The sequence below is a fragment of the Bradyrhizobium sp. LTSP885 genome (genome assembly GCF_000938305.1).
In the GTDB taxonomy this organism is placed as follows: Bacteria; Pseudomonadota; Alphaproteobacteria; order Rhizobiales; family Xanthobacteraceae; genus Bradyrhizobium.
This window is the reverse complement of the sequence record NZ_JYMT01000010.1, coordinates 181,281-202,922: the sequence shown is the minus strand read 5'-3', so window position 1 is coordinate 202,922 and position 21,642 is coordinate 181,281. Positions and strand designations below refer to the sequence as shown.

At 55.9% G+C, this 21,642-nt stretch carries 17 protein-coding genes; 8 read left to right on the top strand and 9 right to left on the bottom strand.

Features of this window, described 5'->3' with window-relative positions; translation table 11 throughout:
* Positions 1-199: 199 nt before the first annotated feature.
* Positions 200-1,567, top strand: coding sequence for an undecaprenyl-phosphate glucose phosphotransferase (locus UP09_RS07240; RefSeq protein ID WP_044537377.1), 1,368 nt, complete (start codon positions 200-202; stop codon positions 1,565-1,567).
* A 209-nt stretch (positions 1,568-1,776) separates the two neighbouring features.
* Positions 1,777-2,682, top strand: a complete 906-nt coding sequence (locus UP09_RS07235) for a glycosyltransferase family 2 protein (RefSeq protein WP_044537376.1) — start codon at positions 1,777-1,779, stop codon at positions 2,680-2,682.
* Positions 2,683-3,067: 385 nt separating this feature from the next.
* On the opposite strand, the gene UP09_RS07230 is transcribed toward UP09_RS07235, so the two are convergent.
* Positions 3,068-4,219 (bottom strand): glycosyltransferase family 4 protein, encoded by a 1,152-nt coding sequence (locus tag UP09_RS07230; protein ID WP_044537375.1) that lies wholly within the window; start codon positions 4,217-4,219, stop codon positions 3,068-3,070.
* Positions 4,220-5,031: 812 nt separating this feature from the next.
* Here UP09_RS07230 and UP09_RS07220 point away from each other — a divergent pair.
* The 5 genes from UP09_RS07220 to UP09_RS07200 all read left to right on the top strand — a co-directional run bounded on the left by UP09_RS07220 (position 5,032) and on the right by UP09_RS07200 (position 10,457).
* Positions 5,032-6,162, top strand: a complete 1,131-nt coding sequence (locus tag UP09_RS07220) for a glycosyltransferase family 4 protein (protein ID WP_082070016.1) — start codon at positions 5,032-5,034, stop codon at positions 6,160-6,162.
* Positions 6,163-6,307: 145 nt separating this feature from the next.
* Positions 6,308-7,534, top strand: a complete 1,227-nt coding sequence (locus UP09_RS07215) for an O-antigen ligase family protein (RefSeq protein ID WP_044537372.1) — start codon at positions 6,308-6,310, stop codon at positions 7,532-7,534.
* 86 nt (positions 7,535-7,620) lie between these two features.
* The gene (locus UP09_RS07210) at positions 7,621-8,442 is read left to right on the top strand and encodes a hypothetical protein (RefSeq protein WP_156164491.1); all 822 of its coding nucleotides are present in this window, start codon (positions 7,621-7,623) and stop codon (positions 8,440-8,442) included.
* Positions 8,443-8,495: 53 nt separating this feature from the next.
* Positions 8,496-9,545: an acyltransferase family protein gene (locus UP09_RS07205; protein WP_044537370.1), complete on the top strand. Its 1,050-nt coding sequence runs from the start codon at positions 8,496-8,498 to the stop codon at positions 9,543-9,545.
* A 51-nt stretch (positions 9,546-9,596) separates the two neighbouring features.
* Positions 9,597-10,457, top strand: a complete 861-nt coding sequence (locus UP09_RS07200; RefSeq protein ID WP_044537369.1) for a hypothetical protein — start codon at positions 9,597-9,599, stop codon at positions 10,455-10,457.
* A 146-nt stretch (positions 10,458-10,603) separates the two neighbouring features.
* On the opposite strand, the gene UP09_RS38415 is transcribed toward UP09_RS07200, so the two are convergent.
* Complete coding sequence (locus tag UP09_RS38415) at positions 10,604-11,215, bottom strand: class I SAM-dependent methyltransferase (protein WP_044537368.1); 612 nt, start codon at positions 11,213-11,215, stop codon at positions 10,604-10,606.
* A 329-nt stretch (positions 11,216-11,544) separates the two neighbouring features.
* Between UP09_RS38415 and UP09_RS07190 the strand changes: the two genes are divergently transcribed.
* Positions 11,545-12,207, top strand: coding sequence for a KH domain-containing protein (locus tag UP09_RS07190; protein ID WP_052832992.1), 663 nt, complete (start codon positions 11,545-11,547; stop codon positions 12,205-12,207).
* Between the two features lie 123 nt (positions 12,208-12,330).
* Here the strand turns inward: UP09_RS07190 and UP09_RS07185 are convergent, their stop codons facing one another.
* The 7 genes from UP09_RS07185 to UP09_RS07160 form a co-directional block, all read right to left on the bottom strand.
* The gene (locus tag UP09_RS07185; protein ID WP_044537367.1) at positions 12,331-13,506 is read right to left on the bottom strand and encodes a glycosyltransferase; all 1,176 of its coding nucleotides are present in this window, start codon (positions 13,504-13,506) and stop codon (positions 12,331-12,333) included.
* Positions 13,499-14,506, bottom strand: a complete 1,008-nt coding sequence (locus UP09_RS07180; protein WP_044537366.1) for an aldo/keto reductase — start codon at positions 14,504-14,506, stop codon at positions 13,499-13,501. The genes UP09_RS07185 and UP09_RS07180 overlap by 8 nt, the downstream gene beginning before the upstream one ends.
* Complete coding sequence (locus UP09_RS07175; RefSeq protein WP_245301795.1) at positions 14,503-16,017, bottom strand: FAD-dependent oxidoreductase; 1,515 nt, start codon at positions 16,015-16,017, stop codon at positions 14,503-14,505. The genes UP09_RS07180 and UP09_RS07175 overlap by 4 nt, the downstream gene beginning before the upstream one ends.
* Positions 16,018-16,074: 57 nt before the next feature.
* Positions 16,075-17,373, bottom strand: a complete 1,299-nt coding sequence (locus UP09_RS07170) for a lipopolysaccharide biosynthesis protein (RefSeq protein ID WP_044537364.1) — start codon at positions 17,371-17,373, stop codon at positions 16,075-16,077.
* 55 nt (positions 17,374-17,428) lie between these two features.
* Complete coding sequence (locus UP09_RS37470) at positions 17,429-17,839, bottom strand: hypothetical protein (RefSeq protein ID WP_156164490.1); 411 nt, start codon at positions 17,837-17,839, stop codon at positions 17,429-17,431.
* The gene (locus tag UP09_RS07165) at positions 17,840-18,490 is read right to left on the bottom strand and encodes a hypothetical protein (protein ID WP_156164489.1); all 651 of its coding nucleotides are present in this window, start codon (positions 18,488-18,490) and stop codon (positions 17,840-17,842) included.
* A 110-nt stretch (positions 18,491-18,600) separates the two neighbouring features.
* Entirely contained in the window at positions 18,601-20,847 is a 2,247-nt protein-coding gene (locus tag UP09_RS07160; protein WP_044537362.1) for a polysaccharide biosynthesis tyrosine autokinase, read from the bottom strand.
* Between the last annotated feature and the right edge of the window lie 795 nt (positions 20,848-21,642).

Sequence of the window (21,642 nt, the reverse complement as noted above, 5' to 3'; positions counted from 1 at the left end):
ACGTCATTTTCTCAAGTACATCGCGGATAATGCTTTAATTTTTTGAGGTCTGGGACCTTTCAGAACCATGACTATTGTATCGTATCGCTCTGATCCACGTCTCGATCCCGGCCCTGACGTGCGTACTGGGGGCGGACCGACCACCCCGCCTTCCCATTCTGGACCGAGCTGGCTGCGCCCGGCGGCCGTCGAACAGCTCATGATTGCTGCGGATGGCCTCTTCATCTTGGCCTGTGGCACCGGCTGCGCAGTAGTATATCACCTGTTGTCTGCCGGAACGGTCGGCAAAGTCGACGTCGATGTAGCTGCCAGTCTGCTCGTCGCGATCAATTTTGGGCTGCTGATCACGGTCCAGCACGGCTATCGGCTGAAGAACATCACCAACCTGCCCCGGCAGTGGCGCATCACGCTAACGACCTGGACCGGCGTGTTTGCCGCGCTGCTGGCGATCGCCTTCACCATGAAGGTGAGTGATGAGTTTTCCCGCGGCACCATGATCTCGTTCTACCTCGTTGGACTAGCCGCGCTGCTGACCTGGAAGGCGGTCACGTCGCGCTGGACGGAGAGCGCCCTGCGCTCCGGCGTGTTTGCCAATGGCCGGGTGGTGGTGATCGCCGAGTTCGGGTTGGCGGCCTCGTCGGCTGCATTGATGGAGCTGTGCCAACACGGCTACCGCGTCATGCACACGCTTGAGATCCGAGCCAAGGACCTCAGCTCCCCGTTGCTGATGTCGCGGATCAACGCCCATTTTGAGGATTTGATCGCCTACACGCGTGAGAACAAGGTGGAGGACGTGTTCCTCCTGATGGACTGGAGCCGGCGGCACGCCATCGACAGCATCCTGGACGGGTTGAAGGTCCTGCCGATTCCGGTGCATCTGATCCCCGACGCAAACGTCTCGCGCTTTCTGCGATATCCGCTGGCCAGCGCCGGCAACACCTGGACCGCCGAGCTCCGCCGCGCGCCGCTGAGCTGGAAGGAGTGCGCGCTTAAGCGCATGCTCGACATCGTGGGTGCATCGCTCGCACTGATCGTGTTCGCGCCAGTCATGCTGATCGCAGCGCTATTCATCGTATGCACCTCGCGCGGGCCGATCTTCTTCCGTCAGACCCGAAACGGCTTCAACGGCCGCGCATTCCGCATCTTCAAGTTCCGTTCAATGAGCGTGCTTGATGATGGGCCAAAGATTGTGCAGGCGAGCCGCGATGATCCCCGGGTGACCATGGTCGGCAAGTGGCTGCGCAAGACCTCGATCGACGAGCTGCCGCAGATCTTCAACGTGCTGAAGGGCGACATGTCTCTGGTCGGCCCCCGCCCCCACGCCGCTGCCCACAACTCGGAATACGAACAACTGATCGGCACCTACGCTTTCCGCCATCACGTCAAGCCCGGCATCACCGGCTGGGCACAAGTGAATGGTTACCGCGGAGAGACCCGCGCCCTCGAGCTGATGGAGAAGCGGGTGGAGCATGACTTGTGGTACATCAACAATTGGAGCCTGGCGCTCGACGTGCGCATACTCGCGCTTACTGCGGTGCGAGAATTCCTGCGCTCTAAGTCCCACTGACGTAACAGTGAGGAGACCCCTGATCCTGATCGCTTGCTCACCGTGCCGTCGCCGGTTCTCATATTCATGTGGTAAATCGCTGAGAGCCCGCGTGTAAGGACGGCAGGCATGAATCTGACTCATGAGCCGGGATTCGCACTTTGGTCCAGCGCACCCTGGATGCGCTCCCGTGCTCCACGAAAGCAATAAAGGTATCTTGCAGTATCGACATGAAGGATTCCCTGCTCACAGCTATCATCCTCACCAAGAACGAAAAGCTGCACATAGCTCGATGCATTGAAAGTCTTCGCGCTTCTGTATCTCGAGTCGTCGTCGTTGACTCGTTTTCCTCGGACGAAACGGTGGAACTAGCGAAAGCCGCCGGCGCTGAAGTATACCAACGCGCGTTTCACAATTACGCAGACCAATTCAATTGGGCTTTGGACAATTGCGGGATCGTGTCTGACTGGACAATGCGCATCGACGCCGACGAGTACATCGATCCTCAACTGGCCGCCGCGATTGCCACCCAGCTTCCAATGTTCCCGAAAACCGTCACCGGGGCAGCCGTCACCCGATACATCACGTTTGCGGGGCGCATCATTCGGCATGGAGGAGTATCGCCGCAGCACCTGCTCAAGATCTGGCGAACGAATTTGGGACGAATTGAAAGCCGCTGGATGGACGAGCACACCGTCGTTTCCCATGGCGAGATTGCCCAACTTCCCGGGGCGCTGATCGACGACAACAGGAAGGATGTCAGCTTCTGGATCGACAAGCACAATCGCTACGCGATCCGCGAAATGATCGATTTTCTGAATGCCGAACATCGATTTTATCGAGAAGACGATTCCCTGGCGACCACGGGAGAGGCAAAGGCGAAGCGCTTCAAGAAGCAGTCGCTCTATAACCGGGCTCCGCTCCTCTATCGTGCCTTCGCGCTTTTCCTCTATCGCTACGTTTTCCGGCTGGGCTTTCTGGACGGAACGGCGGGCCTCTCGTTCAATCTCTTCCAGACACTCTGGTACCGATATCTCGTCGACCTAAAGATCATCGAAGCCCGCAAGTTGATTGCCCGTTCCGGGATTGAAGAATTCAAGCGCGAGCTGAAAGAGGCGCACGGGTTTGAGTTATAGGCCCCCAGCCGCGCTTCGGGCCGCTACAAAATTCCCGTATCGAGCCCAACGGCCCTCGACGCCGACTCTCCACTTCCGCTCTAAAGTGCGATGAGATCAGGTTGAATTATCATCGCGCTTCAGCTCCTTGTTTAAGCATGATCTCCACGCAAACGCGGTTGATGGCGAAGGAACTCCCCGCCGCGGGCGCGCGCTGCCAAAATATCGAAAACAACCCCATGCAAAGTAGCCGGCGGCTACCGGCGTTCGACAAGGCAACTTGACACGTCGGGCAACTCAGGGGCATTATTCCAATATTCCGAAATCTCGCCCCTCCTCGACCGCACTAAAGCGGTTTGAGTTATAGTATTATGACGGACCCAGTCTCTCGAATGATGCAGTCCGCTCAGTCGAGAGCTTGATGATATGCGTCCACGAAGGGAACAACGGCTGTTTGCCAGCTGTAGGAAGCGGCACGCTTCTCGCTAGCTTTCGAAGCGTCGACAACCGTGCTCTCGCCCATCGCTAAGAACCTTGCGAGCCGCGCCTCATCCTGGACTCCTCCGTCGAAATCCAGAAACAGACCATTTTCACCGTCACGCACGAACCTGTTTAAGGGATCCATATCGCGACAAATGATCAGGCAGCCCGCGGCCATCGCCTCTACGATCGATAGACCAAACCCTTCATGTTCGCTGGCGGTGATAAATACCGCTCTTGAGGCGAGTTCATCTCGGAGCGCTTCGATTGACAAGAAGGGCTTGAGTTCGACGCATTTCGTCAGTCCCGCATCAACGATCTGTCGCTTCAGTTCCTGCTGCAAACCGTCGAAGTCGGGGCCGCAAATGCAGAGATCTACCGCGGCCCCCGCCTTTCGGGCTTGCGCCACGCACGCGATTACTCGATCCAGCCGCTTGTTGCGGGACAGACGCCCCCAATAGATCCACCTGTTCGCATTGAGCAAAGTTTTACTGGGTAACTGAAATCGCTCGATGTTAACTCCGTTTGAACAAAGACTCACACGTGTCGAATAGTTCTTGAACCACGCGTAGTCGGCCGCGCTGCTCGCCAATACTTTCCCGTATCGCTTCAAGGCCGGACGCATCAGAATCTTCTCATGGATCGCTTTCGCAAGGCCAAGCTGGCTCGTGTGATAATAGCCTCCATGCGTACTTAGGACCGCAGGTTTAGCCCGGCCGAATAGCATTACGCTGGCCGTTATCGCCGCCAGTTGCGGGTCATGGACATGGAGAAGATCGAAATCCTCCGAGATCTTTCGAAGTTGTGGTGCCAGCCCTATCAGCCGACTCCCAATTAACGGGACCCTCCAGACACACCTGCCGGCGTGGATTTCCTTTTGAAGGGTTTTGTTTGCCAACGAAAGATGCGCAATTTCTGACTCGATATCGTAGTGGCCAAGATGAGCGGTCAACTCCTCGATTACCGTTTCGATGCCCCCGACTTCCGGATAGAAGGTCGGCGTGACCTGAAGGACTCTGATCTTTCGCTTCGATCCGGCAGGCCGCGCCGTCGCGGCGTTCTCAGGCGGAGCGGTCATTCTGCAGATGCCCTTTTCTTTTGCGCTTTGCTTGCGCGGGATTGCCTATGTAGAGCGTCCATGGCTCAAGATCACGAAAGGCTACGGCCCTCGCCCCCAACACGGCTCCAGCTCCCACCGCTACCCCTGGAGCCACGAAAGCATCCGCAGCGACCCAGCTATACTCGCGCAAGACAATGGGCCTGGAAAAAAGCTTGAAATCCGGATCATCGATATCGTGATTGCCTGCGCAAAGATGAGCCCCCTGTGAGACCAGCGCAAATCTCTCGAGCTCTATCGGTGCCATATTGTAGCAAATGACCTTCGGTCCGATCAGCGCACCTTCACCCAACGTCAGATTTGGTGGATACCAGACCCTTGCCGATCCCCTCACGTCACTCAGCCGACACACCTTGGCGCCAAAGGCTCTCAAGATGAGCCGGCGCCAAGGATGAAGCGGTGGAGGCGTCCAGGCTGCAAGGGCAATCCAGGTCACGTTCCAAAGGGCCCGAAACAATCTATGCCGCAGGGAAAAGCTTGGCCGCCCACGGGATTCTTCATTCTGAGATTCGCGACTCATTCATCGACCTCTTCCGGTCTTGCATCGGGAGACGCAACACGAGCACTCCCGAACCGACCGGCCAACTAGCCTTCTCATCCAACGCATCGTCCAGGAGTCGACCGCCCGTTAATCATCCGATACGGCCGGTTTGCGCCTATGATCATACATTGTGGTACAATGAACCAAAGCCACAGAATACGCTGAGGCCGGCCGCGAGGCTTCCTGCTTTCGGTAGGCGTGTTCTGTCTCGCGCGTCGGTCCTGGTAATGTCATGCCGCAGAAATATCACGTTTTTCTCTGGGAGCCGGAAACGTCTCCGCACAAACTGCCGCTGTTTCGGGAGTTGCTTGTCCACCCAAGAATATCGGGTGCAAACTATATTGCCCAGGCAAGTCTGGGCGAACATCGCCGACTAGAAGGTTGGGACGCCGACGGTGGTGGCGATCTGCCCGTAACACTCGCTCCGACCCCAGGAGAAATCGAGACAATCGTAGCACAATCGCCACCGGATTCGATCCATATCTTCTCGGGAATGCATTGGGTGCCGTGTATCGTAAACGGGTTGCGCGCTGTCATTAAGCATCAGCGCCGGTTCGGCATTCTGCACGAACCCCGAGTTCTCGAGGGAGTGCGAGGGCTTGTGCGCCTGGGCCACTCGTGGCTGGCCGAAGCCCCGCTGCGCCGGCATGCCAACTTCATCCTCGCCATCGGGGCTCATGGTCCGAAGTGGTTTCGGTTAACTGGATATCCGGCAACGCGCGTCTTTCCGTTCGCCTACTTCCTGGGCAGGCAAGCCTTGTCTGGAGCAAGCTTCAGCGTGATGGCGAGCGGTAAGCCGGTGGTCACGTTCCTGGGCCGCTTGGAGGAGCTGAAAGGGATTCACCTGTTTTTGAGCGCAATTGACGAGGTCAGGAGCAAGGCGGAGTTCTACGTCGCAGGGTTTGGAACCTGGTCCTCTCGCGTCGAGGATGCCCAGCGGACACATGCCAATCTCCATCATCTTGGCGCGATCAAGATGGCCGAAGTCCCCTATTTGCTATCTAATACGGACATCCTCGTTCTGCCGTCCATCACGATGGACGACGGGTGGGGAGCCGTAGTCAGCGAAGGGCTGATGGCCGGCACTGCCGTCGTGTGTTCTTATAAGGTGGGAGCGTCAATGTGCCTCGCCGATCGCACGCGGGGACTGGTCGTTGATAAGATTTCAGGAGCCGGTGTCGCAAGCGCAGTTGACGAGATTATCGGTGACGGCTTGCTCGACGCCCACTGCAGAAAAGCCAGAGCTGAATGGGCCGACAATCATCTTACCCAGCGCGCAGGGGTCGAATATCTGCTAGGAATATTCGATCACATTTTCGACGGGAAAGCCCGTCCGAGGTCATTTGTCGACGAACATGACTGAGAACAACTCAATCGGATCATCGATCAACTCGCGACGGATGCTGCATCCGCGCGCCACATCGTTCGAAATGGGACGCCGACGCCTTGGAGGCCAAACGCGGTTTGGCGTCCGACACCTTGTCTTTTGCACATCGGCCGTTGTCCTGATGTTTTCAAACGATGACGCGAATGCAATTGTATTCCAGGCGCTCGGGGTAATGCTTTTCGTGGCATCGGCGGCGATGTTTTTTCTCGCCTCCCCGAATCGCGCCATGGACATCACTCCGATCGACGTGATCATGCTGTTATCGGTACCTCTATCCTATATTGCGATTGCTATTTCCCAAGACAGCTACTCGTTGATGCACACGACGATCTTCCTGATTACCTACCTGTCCGTCATGATCATCGCGCAACGCGCAACGGCCGAAGAATTGATCATGTGCGTCCGCGTCTCAACCGTCGCAATATTGGCGATCGTTGTTGTGGTCTTTGGGGACAGGTTAATCGCGGGACTGACGCCAGGTGCGCTCAGGCGCTGGGAACTCCGCGAGGCTCCGTTCGGGATGCATCCGAATCTTGCCGGGTTTGTCTACGGCGGGTTCATCATCATGGCCGCAAATTCCAACTTGCTGAAGTGGCGCTTCAATCATCTGCTAACATCACTTATTGTAGGTCTCTGCCTTGCCGTGATGCTCGTGGCGTCGGCTCGCGGCGGCCTTTTGGCCGTGCTGCTTACGCTTGCGGTGTACGTCCTGACGCAGGTCCTCTCGGGTCGGCGCTCCGTCGCTTATGTAATCCTAATTGGAGTGGCGCTCCTCCTACTGTCTTTTGTTTATTGGGACAGCATCGTGTCCTATGCCTCCGAAATGTTGGACCTCAATTCGAAAGAGCGCGGTCTTGAATCGGGAGGGACGGGACGCTTCGGCATCTGGGCTCGCGGGATTGGGTACATCTCTGACCGAAGCTGGCAAATATTTATCGGAAGCGGCCTGAGATCTGCAACGCCCGGCAACATGGGATTTCCAACCGAAAACTCGTACATCAACGTCGCCGTGGAGTCGGGCATCTTCCTTACAGCGGCGGTCCTGATCGCTTTTCTGCACATTCTCCTGCATTGTTATCGCTACCAGGCGAATGGCAGCGCCTTTCATCGATTCGCGTTCTATACTTTGCTGTTCGCGATGTTCCAGTCCGTATTCAATCGATACCTCATCGCGGTCGGCAATCCATTTTCGCTCCTCATACTCGTGATAGCGTCCAAAGCATCTGGAACGCTGTCCAAGGGCCCAGCTGCGCGGAGGACCGACGCAAATCACAAGGTCCCCTTCCGTGTGAGCGCAGCCTTGCCTCGTATTGAGCGGCATCCCATCAGTACCTCGCCCGAACAATGAAGCGCGCAAAGAACAGCAACGCGACTTCCCACTCGATGCAACCCGCCGGACGCCATACTCTTCTTTGCCCTCTCTCCGGAAGAATAGTGCGCAGCATTCTTTGCGGTTTGGTTGTCTCGACCTTCGCTTTGATCGCTCAAGCTTGGGCCTGTAATGACGGACCGTTGCCGGAGGGGGCGACCAAGCTTGGGTTCACAAGATTAGCTTTCAATATCTGTCCAAACGTTTCTGACATATCGATGGACGGCAGAGGAGACTCTGCCAAGCTCTACAACGGGGTGTGGTGGGACAAAGCAGTTCCTCCAAAGTCGCTTTACACGGACAATGCTGACGGATCGCTCTCGATATCTTTCGGTGGCGCGCTAGCGACCGTTCCGAGAACCATGACCCCAGGCGCGTTGCCCCTTCTTCGAGGCACTGACGGATTTTTCGTTGAGTTCGAGGTATCGTTGTCCGACAACGATCACGATCATTTTCCTGCTGTTTGGTTGATGCCGATCGAGCACAACCAGCGACTTGACGACAGTTATCAACCTGACGAGCGTGGCTTTGAACGCTGGATCGAGATAGATGTTGATGAGGGAGGATTCGCACCCGGCCCCATGGGTACCGCTATCTCATGGTCAGGGACCTGGCCCAATTATACGCGGGTACGGAGCAATCCTGATCTCTACAATCAAAGGATAGATCGTTCACACCGTCATAAGTTTGCGGCTGGGTTCGACCCAAAGACCCTGACGATCACCTTCTGGCACGACGATAAGATCCAGTACGTCGCCAAAGGTGAATCAGTGCCGGAGATCGCCAGGAAACAGAACTTCTACGTGATCATGAACGCCGCTAGTCATAAGCTCAATCTTCCGTATACCATGAACGTATACGGGGTTCGCGCATTCATTCCGAATTAATTACAATTGCACGGTTCGGCTCACGATATTTCGCTTAGCCAAGGCCCGGAGAAATGACACTCATCAAATCGAACGATACTAGTCTGGACATATTGAAAGCTGCGGCGATTTTGCTGGTAGTCAATTCGCATTTGGATGAGTTTTATCCAATCCCCCAGCTCGGCACGGGCGGCATGTTTGGAAACGAGCTGTTCTTTTTCGTTTCGGGTTACGGACTTTTCCTGAGCTTTGACAAAAAAGCTGAGCCGCTTTGGCAATGGTTAAAGCGGCGATTGGCTCGGATTTATGAGCCACTGTTTGTGGTCGTCACTTTCCTGGTGCTCGTCGGCCATTTCCAGATACACACCCTTTCGGATTTCTTTTGGTTGTACATCGTATCCAAGGTCTATTGGTTTTTGCCTGCAATTATGGCCTTCTATCTCCCTATCTATTTCGTCATGTCGCGCTTGAAAACAAAGAGAGAATACATCTACCTCTTTGTAGTCATCAGCATCGTGTACATTTTGCTTTTTTCGATATTCGCCGAGAAGACTGCATGGATCACCGAGAACTTTAATGTGCAGACCTCGGTTGTTGTGCCTCTCCGCATGATCTACTATTTCGGAACAATGGCACTTGGGGTTTATATGGCTCGTTATCAGAGCAAAACGTTCGGCAGCAATTACGACATAGTTTTCTTACTGCTTTCAGCCGCGGCGTATTACCTGTTCGTCGCATCGCTTGGCCGCTTCGTTCCATTTCAGTTGCAGATTATCGATCGCGTGCCGGCAGCCGCTTTTCTCGTCTTCGCATTCCGCGCGGCACGCCATCCAACCGTGAACAGAGTGATCATTGAAAATTTTGGTGGAATGATAGCCCTCTTGGCCGGCCTTACGCTGCAGATATATTTGATCCATGACTACATCCTGCATATGGACGTGCTACGGAGTATCGCCTTTCCGGCCAACCTGATCGTGTTCGCGACGGCGACAGTGGCGTTGGCGATCATGTTTGACAAGATCAGGTTCTCGGGACGAACGGCCGCAAAGCCAGTCCCGGACGGAAGATTACGCCCCGATCAATCCGCTGCGTCGCCATCGATGGCTTCGGAGAAGGCTCAATAGAGCGCACCAATTGTCCGTTCACCTCCACCTGTACGTCCAGGGCCGAAACATATGCGATTTCGTTTTTTAGGCGGAGTATGCGCAGCTGCCGTCGGGGTCCTTCTCTCGGTCGAGGTGCTAATTCGCCAATTTGGTCTCTTGGAATTTCCGCTTTACAGCAACAGCAAAGAACTGGGCTATTTGCTAGCGCCGAACCAACACGGCTCGTATTTGAACAGAAACGATTGGGCTTTTAACGACCTTAGTATGGGCGTTGCCAAGCTCTATGATCCCTCCAAGTCGGCTCGCAATATCCTGCTGGTCGGCGACAGCATTGTTCTGGGAGGAAATCTCATACCTCAAGACCAAAGGCTCGGCCCGCTGCTCAACCGGGAATGTCCTGACGTCTGGCCTGCGTCTGCGGGAAGTTGGGCTCTCCTGAACGAACTCAGATATCTTCGCATCCACGACCGTCTACTGAGCGACATCAATCGAGTCGTTCTGATCCTGAACTCGGGCGACTTCGGTAGCGCGTCGGTCTGGTCATCAGAACTCACTCATCCAACTCATCGCCCGATAAGCGGCTTATGGTACTTGACTTCAAAATATTTCTTTCACGAAGATAATACAAAGTCGAAATCCACCGATGACGACTGGGCCACAGAACTCCGCAATATGCGGTCTACGTATAGCGGCCCCCTCACGATCGTCTTGTATCCGGATAGAGCGGAAATTCAGAGCGATACTCTCCGAAAAAGTAACCTGGAAGCCTATGCCCCAAAGCTCCAATCCTATCGAACCACGGTACTAAGTCTTGCCGAAAACCCGCATTGGTCTCGTGATTTTTATCGAGATGATATTCATCCAACGATAGACGGCTTAAAGGAGCTTTCCGCCTTTCTGAAGCGCAACATTCCAGAGTGTAACGAATGAGACCGAGCTCGACGCTTGCCGCAGTAGCCGTCTCTGGATCAAGGCCATCTCAGGAATGTCACTCCCGAACAAACTGGAAGATACTTGGCTCCAATTCCGCTAATCAGCGGGGCGCTCGTCCGCGCAATACTCAATATCCAAATAGACTAATCCTTTTGCAGCCTCATGAGATATACGGCGAGTACAGAACCCGGCTCGGCCATTGTCGAGGGGTCGGGTTCAACCAACTCCAGCAATTCGGCGCTTCTGGAGAACGGTGCAGCGGTGATGACCACACCGGATCCCATGGCGACTCTCGTACGAACCGAGTGAGACGCAAGGTCGAGATTTGGTGTTGTCATCTTCTGCGGACGCATCACGTGTTCAGCGATTATCGCGTATTTTGCTCCGCTTGCTTCGATATTCTTCAGCGCCAATTCGACCTGAGCATTCGAAAGGTGCTGCAGGACCTGACGCACAAGGATGAGCTCGACGGCGGGAAGTTTGCTCTCGCAAATATTGCCTACCTCAAAGCTGACATTTGGCAGATAATCGTAAGTGGTTCTATTTCGCTCGATTATGAACTTTGAGACGTCGATTCCGATCATCGAGCTCACAAGGGGTGCGAGCTCCGCTCCGACCATGAAGTCGCCACATCCGATATCCGCTATCGACCGGATAGCGTTCGCTGCAACCAGATTGGAAACTATTCGCCTGAATTCGACCGCCCAGATTCCGCTGCTCCCCGGCCCGGAGAGAGATTCGGACTGCTTCCACATCTGCCCACGGTACACCGCATCAAAAGCCTCGGCAGGCGGGAGACGACTGAGGTACCAATGACGGTAGGATGCACGAATACTTCCAGCCAATCTGAGGATCGGTGACGGCAACATCCTTTTTAGTAGAGATACCTGCATAAAAATACTAACCTAGGTTGAAAGTGAAATAATTGAAGACCATTGTGCGCCGGCCAACGGCTTTGTCAAATGCGATCGAGCCGGCCTATGCCGATGTGAGATGGTCAAGTACCGGCGTTGTTGTCGAACGGTGATTAGGACGCACGCTTGAGAAGAACCATTGTCTGCCCTGACAACCTAGGTCCGAAGTCGTGGAACGCCAGAGCAAATTGAATCCGCTTCACTATTTCTATCGCGCTGGCCGCTATGTCCTGCGGAAGCATCTCGTTGGTTATTCAGTTAGCTCCGTTGCTGATTTTGACCAGGGTGGCCTCGAGTTCTTCACCACCGCCATAAGCAGCAGCCGGATTTATCTCGAATACGGCAGCGGAGGCTCGACAATAATGGCCGCCAAGCACGTAGCTCGATTGGTCAGCGTCGAGCCGGACGCGATCTTCGCCAGAACCGTGCAAGCGGCGCTGCCCAAGACGGACGCCGAGATCTCGATCCTGACGCCGCAAATCGGAGCAACAAGGGACTGGGGTTATCCGATCTTTGACCACCCCACGCCGGCAAGGATCGCGCGGTGGAAGAGCTTGCCGCAGGCACCGTGGAAGGTGCTCACGGAAATACCCGACCTGATCCTGGTTGACGGCCGGTTCCGGATTGCCTGCGCGCTTGAGAGCCTGTTGCGGATCGATACCGCAACCAGGCTCCTGGTCGACGACTATGCGGGTCGGGACTACCGTGTGATCGAGCAGTTCGCCGAGCTCGTTGCAATGCATGGTCGAATGGCCGAGTTTCGCAAACGGCGGGATTTCGACTCGCAGCTGTGTCGAGACAATCTCGAACTGGCCTATTCGGACGTTCGTTAGCGATGTCGAAGCGGAAACCGTTTACGCGCTTCCTGCAACGCGCTTCTATAGGGTGCAATTGAAGTCGCCGGCGTCCCGCGCATCTCTGGATCGACGCCGCGGGCGAACTCAAGGCTCGTCCCATCACCGGTCGAGTTGCATGTATCCGTAAACCGCGGCCGCTTGATCCCGCCATCCGACGTACCCAAAACCCGCCATTCCCTTCCGGACAAGGTCGTCCATCGAATGCGACAGAATATCTCGCAGCGTCTGCGCCATGTTCCTCTTCTCGAGCGGAAACTGCTCCTTGAAAACCAGCTGCTCGTTCAACCCACCTTCATATTGTGGAAGCCAGGCGACCCAGCAGGGGATGCCGAGGCAGGTAAACTCCCGAAGACTGCCGGGGACACCTCCCTCCGCCGACGACATCAGCACGCCGACATCCGTGCTCGCGAGGATCTCCAGCAGCTTGCGCTTGCTCGACACGAAGCCGAGTGCCTCGACATAACCGCGGGCGGGGATCAAGCTCCGATCGGGACCGACAACACGCAACCGGATCCGGCCTTGCTCGGCAGCGGAAAGCGTATCGATGGCCTCGATGATCTGCAAAACCCCCTTCCGCACGGCGTCCCGACCGACGATAGTCAAGACAATTCGGTCATCGGACCGCGCGCGGCGAGCTTCCCGCATCCTGCAGGCGAGTTCAAAATCTGGCCGCGACATGTTCAGTCCACGCCCCGTCACGTAGATCTTTTTCTCGTCCACGCCGTACCGCTCGACCAGAACACCTCGGATCACCTGATCGTAGACGAACACGCGGCGCGCCCGCGCGTACAATCTGGTTTCGTTCTCGATCAGCTCTTGCCGGCCTCCCGCCGTTAACGTCCGCGCGTATTTGAACTGCTCAAGGAGCTGGATGTATGTGGCGTCTCGATAGACGTACAGGCGGCAATCATCGACGTCGTCGATCGCGCGCCACAACGAGCGCGCCATCAAACTGGTGAAACTGATGATCCCGGTGTCCTTCGAGATGCTGATCGGCACGCCCCGAACACTGGCCTCGTGATACTCATTCGAAAAGAAGAACGCGGACTTTTCAAAAGTCCCGGTTTTGAGCCCCCAGCGCAGATAGGTGAACGGGATTTCACTGATTCTTTTGAGGGGAATCGGCCGGATGATCGAACCGTCGCAATCCCCGATCACCTCGCGCAGATTCTGCATGAAGTAGTAGGGTGACCCCGAATAATGGATCGGGTCACGCGCGGCGTAAACATAAATGCGGTCGTAGGCTGGCGGCCCGTTGCTTGCGTTTTCAACCATCGTCAACTTCTTGATTTTCAGTTTCTAAACGGGAAGCTGCACCGCGCGACGGCACGATGTCCGACACGCCAAGCCAGCTTCGAAGCGCGCGCAGCAGATCAGGCCCGGTGCCCGCGCCTTGCGCAAACTTCAGATAGGACGTGACCCTGTGCTTGCTCCGCGAGCTGAACAGAACCAGCCCCCGGGGGTTCGCCGAAATCGCAGCCAACAGCAGAACTTTGGCGATATCGTCGGAAGATCGGATTTCGAGCCCGCAGAGACCCTCCAGCCGCTTCCGGGACTCTGCGTCCCCACGAAGCTTCTCGCCGACGGCTCGCATCGCACCAAGAATGCTTCCATGAAATATTTGATATCGATCAGCGAATAACTCCTCATCCGGCACGAAGACCGACCAGGGCCGCTGATAGACCTCGAACTCAAGGCCCGCCTCCCTGATGTGCTTCATGCTTTCGATGCTGGTCCCAATACCGAGCCGGCGCACCTTTCCCTCCCGGACCAGCGCCTGCAGCTTGGCAAGCAGTTCCTGAGAGATATCAGCCGGCCGGACTTCGTGAAGCAGCAGCAGATCGATGTAATCGGTTTGCAGCTTCTTCAGTGACTTCTCAATCGATCGATCGACGAATGAGGGCGAGAAGTCCGTCTGGGCCGGCGCTGAATAAATCCGCCTGGCCGCCAGTTTCGACAGGCCCGGGGTCCATCGACGAAGCGGGGTGGCAATCAGGCGAAGCAGTTGCCTCCTCGGGTTCAGCTCGCCATGCGGAATGCCGACCTTGGTCGCGATGACCACATTGTGCCGCTCGCCCCGAAAGGCGGCGCCCAGGACTTCCTCAGACGTACCGTGGCCGTACATCGGGGCGGTGTCGAAGTGCCTTAGCCCGAGATCATAGGCTCGCCGCAGCAGGCGCACATTTGTGCGTGCCTCGAACCCACCCGTTATGTGCGAGCATCCAAAGCCGATCTGCTCCAGTGCTCGTCCTGTTCCGCCCGTCGTGGAAGTCATTGCTGTACCTGCTGCCTGATCACCTCGGCGGTGCGAAGCGCCAGCGCCATGGCCGTGAAAGTCGGGTTGGCAAAGCCAGATGCGGGGAATACGGCGGCGCCCATGACATAGAGGTTATTGCAACCGAAGACGCGGCCTATCGGGTCAACCACGCCGTTGGATTCGGAAGTGCCCATTCGAGCTCCGCCCATGTGATGGAACGTGTCCACGAACGAGGCAAGCAGCTCGGGGCCACCGGCCAAGACCTGATCCGGAATGGTGACTTGAGCAATTCCGCGACTCTCGAAATATTGCTTCGCCAGCGCCGCAGCGGCCTGAATAGTCCTGACTTCGACTTCGCCTGAGACCGCCCACGTCAACTCAGCGACGCGCATTCCATATTTGTCCAGCGCTTCCGAGAGCTTGATCGTGCTGTCCGCCAAGGGAACTTGCTCAAGCATGACACGCAGCTGGATGTTGCCATTCATCGGCGACCAGATTCGCTGGTTGACCAGATAGTGCCAGGCCATCGGCACTCCGAGACGTGCAGCAGCCCAGATCTCGGACGTGATCTTTTTGGGATTGGACAGACGTCCTTTTAGTAGGCCGGCCAGGAATATCTTGGCATTCTGCACATGCTCCTGCGCCTCGAATTTAACGTGGATGGCCGCGCCGAGCAGTTCGTCCCTGAGTTGGCGCTGCTCAGATATTTTCAGGCGCGGCTGAAGTTTCATTCCCTGCAGGAAGACGTTATCGAACAAGTTCCGGAACAGCTTTTTGTCGAGAGGCACGATGCTCGCGATAGTGCCCTCCAGATGGTCCATGAAGCCATGCCCCAGCCACCGATTGCCAGCCCACGGCGGTGCCTCGCCATCCGTCGTTTGATGCAGCAGCAGGCGCACCAGCTCGACCGTTCCGTTGGCCAGGACAACGTGACGGGCAGGAACATCGACTGCCTTCGGACCAAGGCCAATTGTAACGGCGGCGACATCAGCCTTGCCGGAATGCATCCTCAAGCTTGTCACCGGCGCATCGGTGATCACGGTTATGTTCGGATTGCTTTCGAGAGACCGGGCGAAGCGGTATCGAAAGTTTTTCTCGGTCAGCCAACGTGTGAAGAAGTATTCGAGATCAGCGTCGCAGTGTTCCGAGGGAGTTTGCAGCCTCCTTATCACTGTGCGATCGTCGTTTAGCTCGCCAGGCAGACCCAGCAGCGTTTCGCACTCGGCGTAGAATGGCTCGATATCTTCCAGATTGATCGGCCAAGCGGCATCGCCCAGCCACGGTCGCGCGGCGAATACGGTCCGGTCGAAACGAACCAGCTGCCCGCCCCAGAAATTTGTCGTTCCGCCGAGCGCGCGGAAACGCCCCTGGTGCAAGCCCGAATGCTTGCGGCCACGGGACACCGCGGCGTGGAAAATCGACTGCGAAGACTGGTCTAGTTGCTCTGGGCCAGCCTCGAGCACGAGAACTCTTACGCCCTGGGACGCCAGATATACGGCCGCCAACAGCCCGACCGCCCCTCCGCCCACGATAACGGTGTCAGGCGCGAGCCCCGTCAGCTCGATCTGGTCAGATGATACTATCAACTATCGAACCAACGGCCACAATTGATAGCGAACCCGATTGGGTTGACCACTTAGCGCAACAAAAGCCGCCAGCGTGGCCAGCTCAAGTCCTATTAGAGTAACAGCGATCCCCTCCAGACCGAACAGCTTGGCCGCAGGCCATGCAATCGGGATAAACACGCAAGTGATGACAGCCAGAGCAAACCCGAACCTGACATGCCTGTTGATCGACACCAACAGGTTCGCCGAGAACGCCCAGCAGCCATGAAACAGCGCGCCAATGGCAATCAACCAGACGAACAGCGGCGCAGGATTGACATGGCCATGTGTCCAGAGCTCCACCAGCTGCCTTCCGAACAAGCCAAAAACGGCACAACCTGGAAGCAGGAGAAACACGAGCAGTGCACGCATAATGCGGTCGATCATTTCACGGGAGCGCTCATTATTGACGGCGACGCTGGCAGAATAGATCGGCATGGCGGCCCGGCTGAATATTCCGACCAACTGAACCACTACACGGCTTGCGGTGCGCACGGTGGCAAGGATGGCGGCAGCCGCTGGACCTATCGCGCTGCCCGCGATCCAGATCATACCCTGAAAGTTCATGGCAAGCGCAATCGGCATAGCCATGGCGGCGAGAGCCGGAGCGAGCAATCTGCGGAAAGTGCCCCACTCAAACGCTCCAAGCCCCCAAGGCAGCCATCTCATCCGCCACACGATCAGCAAGACGAGATACGCTACAATCACGGTTCGGATACAGACATAGAGAAGCGCACAAACAAAAAACGTCTTGCCAGCGTAGGCCGCCCAGAGGACGACCAAGCCTTCAAGAAACTGAATGGCATCATAGATCAGGGTGGATTCGGCGTAGTGCCGACCCGCCCGCAGGCACGCGAGAAATAGCTTCGAGAGTATCAATTGAGAGGAATAACAGACGATAAGGAACGTCGCTGAAAGGGCGTCGGAGTCCAGCTGAACACGCCCTATTTCAAAGTGATCGAGATAGAGCAGCGGGACTGCGGCAACGATCAGGCCAACGCATAAGACGATGGTCATCGCCAGGATGGTCTGAAATATCCGCGCCGCTTCGAACTGCTGTCCTTTGGCGATCTCCATAGTCATTTGCGAAGCAGCGGCGTCAGCAAATCCCAGATCAGCAACGGCAAGCAGCGTTGGAAGAGAGGATATAAAAATCCACTCGCCGTACCGATCAGGCCCCCACAAAGCAAGCAGAATTGGCGGCAAAAGCAATTGACCAATAATCCGCCAAAAGATGCTGCCCGCACTTGCGACGTTATTTGCCAGCATCTCTCTCTTCATATCGATCTACCTCGGCATCTCGGACGCGGCTCGCCAGCGACAGGGCAACTACCAATCACTTTTGAAAAATGTAGAACTTGAACCGTGTCACCTTCATCATCGCCCCGAGGAAAACTTCTTCCTTCATATATGCACCAAGGTTGAGGGTCTTACATCGATCGTCGGTAAAGTAGCAGATCTTTAGCTTGAGCATTCGCGAGCAACGATTTTCTAGCTTGACCAAATGGTCGATCAAATCTGGATTCACGACGTGCGCACTTGCAACACCCACAGATTCCAGACACGGTCGATTAAAGGCATCACGAACAGCAGCCGAGCCCGCGTCCTCGGCGGGTTCTTGCAGTTGAAATCGGAATTTTCCTGGATCAGCCTGGGCTAATGCATTCTCGCTCGCAAAAAGCAGGCCGAAACAGAGCAACGCTCGAACTAGATGATTGCTGTAGGAGATCGGACAATGCATAGACATTCAATTGCGGCGCCAAGGTTGATCTGACATCGGAACTCCTGGTACGAGCACCTTTACTCCATGGTCGACCAAGGTTTTTGCGAACGCTTCGCGCGCAGGAAGCGCAACTTTGTCTAGGGACGCAAGCAGTCGTTCGCGATATATCCAGCCCGTTCCGGTTAAGGTTGCTTCAGCTGCGTCAATAAGACCTGCATCTACCAGCGCTGCAAACTCCAGGACAACGAGCTGCTGACTGGGTTCATCCATCTGGCTCAAGACCGCCAGCGCTCGCCGATTGCGGAGGATGGCAATCCATCCCTCCCTTGGACCCACGTTATAGGACTCTTCAAGCAGAGCGACACTCTCAGAAGAAAATCCGCTGATCGCGTTCCAAAGCAGATAACGATGCACCCAGAAAAATGCGTCTTGGGGGGTTAGCGATAATGACCGATTGACGGCATCCCAAGCCAGAAGCTTCCCATCACTTCCTTCAGGACTAACTTGAACTCCGTCAAGCTCCGCAAGATAGAGAAAAACGACCGCCCGTGCTCTCGCAATTCTCGGACTAAGCGCATCGACAGCTCTGTCGGACCGGAGTTGTAAAAGAATCGGACCCAAATCGCGCGACCGAAAAGTGTCGCCTCGGACCAGGCGGTCCGCCACCTCAAGCATGCCTCGCTGCAACCAAAGATCCCGCAGCAAGTACGTCGACCAAAGCACCCCTAACGTACCCAACGCCAGCAGTACGAAGCGAAGTATCGAGTGACGCAGCCTAGGCCATATCATTCCAGATAGCCGTATCTAGAATAGTATTTCTGGTAATAGTATCGGCCTTGATGAGATTCATAGCGCGACAAGAGATTGGTATCGGCCTTGTTCAAAATCACGCCCAACATCTTGTCTTGAATCTCGGGCGAGTTACGGAGATTGTGCATCACAACGTCCATTTTCGTCTTGCCCCATTCGACGACCAAAATGTACGTATCAACGAAAGTTGACGTGACACGCACATCAACTACGGGCGCCATCGGAGGCAGATCCAGCACGACATAGTCGAACTTTGATCGCAGAGTCGCAATCAGGTCGTGCATCCTTTTTGACGCTAGTATTTCGTTGGTATGCAATAGCTTCGAAGTCGCGACTACGGGTAGAACGGCGAGCCCAGTCTGCGCATCTATCTTTAGTACATCCTCTAATTGCAACTTCTGAGCAATAACGTCCAGCAGACCCACTTCTGCATCCGGCGCGAGGGCGCGCGATAGCGACGGATTGCGAAGATCAGCATCGACAAGAACTACACGAGCCCCGCCGTGCGCCATCAGCTGCGCGAGATTGGTTGATACCGTGCTCTTCCCCTCATTCGGCAAGGCGGAGGTAACTGCCAAGACACGGTTCTCGCGTACGATTGAGTTAAGATCCAGACTGACCTTTAACGAGCGGATGGCTTCCGAAAACCGCGACAGGGGGTGCTCCACTACATACTGAAGTAGAGGCACATTCTTATCGGTTCTCCTTGCTCCAAGGATCGTGCGTTGCTGCCCTTCCGGGAGAATAGCCGGCAGAATCGCAAGGCAATTTGCGCCCAGCTTCTCCTGAACCTGGGAGGTCGTTCGAAAGACATTGTCTGTCAGCTCACGGGCAACGGCAGCGCCCAGCCCCAACAGGATGCCTCCCAGGAGGCTGGCCGCAAGAACGACGAAACTTTTCGGGTAGGTCTTGACTAATGGTGTACTGGCAGCGCTGATCACACGCGCTTCGGTTATTGGGAAAGACTGCTGCTGCACGGATTCCATGTATTTTTGCAGGAAGTTATCGTACATTGCCTGATATGATTGCGCATTGCTCTCAAACTCTCTGAGTTGCACCTGCGCTTGGTTCGTTAGCTGCGATTCAGACACAACCGTGTTCAGGCTCGTCTTGATGCTCTCCTCGCGCGTCACCGCGATGTCGTAATCACTCTTGTAGGATTCTTGGATACGCTTGAGCTCATCGACGATGTTCTTCTTGATCTCCGTCATCTGGGTGCGCAGGTTGACAGCGGCCATGTGATCGCGACCGTACCGCGCCGACCAGATTGCCTCCTTCGCTGCCATGTCGACATATTGTCCGCGGAGCTTTACAATCGTCTCGTTCTTCAAAGCGTCTGCGACGGACGCGTCCGGTATTTCCTGCCTGACTATGTCGTTCATGCGGTCGAGCCGCGCCTTAGCTTCTGCAGTCCCGGCGTGCGTAAGAACGAGCTGGCTGTTTACCTCGGCCAGCTGCTGTTCGTTCATGAGTCTTCCACCAGTGTCTACGATCTTGTTGGCTGTCTTGAAATCGACGACTGCCCTTTGAGCGGTAGAGGCTTGTGTCCTCAGCTCCTTGATGCGGTCTTGCAGCCACACGCTGGCGCGCCGCGTTGACTGATATTTGGCTTCGAGCTGGTCAACTATATACGCGTCTGCGATAGCATTTGCGACGATCCCCGCCTTAACCGGGTCCCGCGACGTGAAACCAACTTCCATGACGTAGGTCTGACCAAGCCGCTTGATAGTTCTATTGCCTTCGAATCGCGCCAAAGCCCGTCGCGTCAGCTGGTATTCAGACTGAGGGGTGGGCGATGAGAATAGTCGGGCAACCGATCCGACGATTGCACCAAGCAAACCGCCACCCCCACCCGTGAATTCGGGATCGTCAACCAGGTGCAGATCGCGAACCACAGCGAGGCTAATATTCTCAGACTTCAAGATCTCCACTTGGGTTTCAACACTTGCAGAATCTAGCGCGATGTCGCCGAGCGCGGACTGCTGCTGAAAAAGCTGGATCTTGCGGGAATCAATAACCATCGACGCGGTCGAGGTATATTCCGGCGTTGCGGTAAAAAGATAAAGCAGCGCCAGAATTATGCACGCCGACGCAACGGCCAGCACAGTTGGAAACTGGCGGCGGACCATGTTGACATAGGAGCTCAGGGATTGAGATGAGGAACTGTCAACTTCGACGAATTCTTGATTTATCTCCGAGGTCGATTTGTGCACCTTAAGCATTTTAAGTATTCCTGAAATCAATCCGGGAGGCCGCTAATGCAAACCGTCCAACGCGACTCCGCGCTTCCCAGCAATCTTCGTGCCTAATGTCCCTCGCAACACTAGCACAGTGCGCCCGCAAGCCTAAGGCTATTGATGCAGTGCATCACGCGAGTCGGGTTACATTTCACGTGAACCTTAACGGCTGAACGCAAAGCGGCGCTCAGTGGCGCCGCTTTACTTTGCTTTGATTGCAGATCAAATCGCGTTTGGTCGTACCCTGGTCTCCGTTAGGGACTAACCGACTGAGCAACCGAAGCGCCGGTTACGCTACCGCCAGATATGCTCGAACCTGCCGTAGTGTAATGCAACCCACCAAAGACGGTCGCAGTCCCTCCCCTTCCGCCGGTTGCAAGCCCAGCCCCTCCGGTCGAACCGCCGCCGCCAGACCCACCGCCACCACCACCGCCACCTGCAGCAATAGCAACGTCGCCAGTTGCCGCTTGGTACGCGGCTATCACATCTGGATTGTTGGTCCCGGCCACCAAAGTCTGGATTTCATTAGCGAAGGCTTGGTCAGTCTGCGCAGCCATACGAGCTAGTTGGGCAAGGCCCGCCACGACCGCGCGCATCTGGCCAGTCGTAGTGGCGGGATCCTTCAAAAGCGCGATCAGGCCCGGAACTGTAGTTGGATCAGAGGCGCCAAGGTCGCGCACTCGGGAGATCATCTGCGGGCCTCCGCCCGGATATTGCTGCAGCAATGTGTTCGGTGAACTTTTAAAATCGGAGATAACCTGGGCAGCAAGCTGCCGTTGC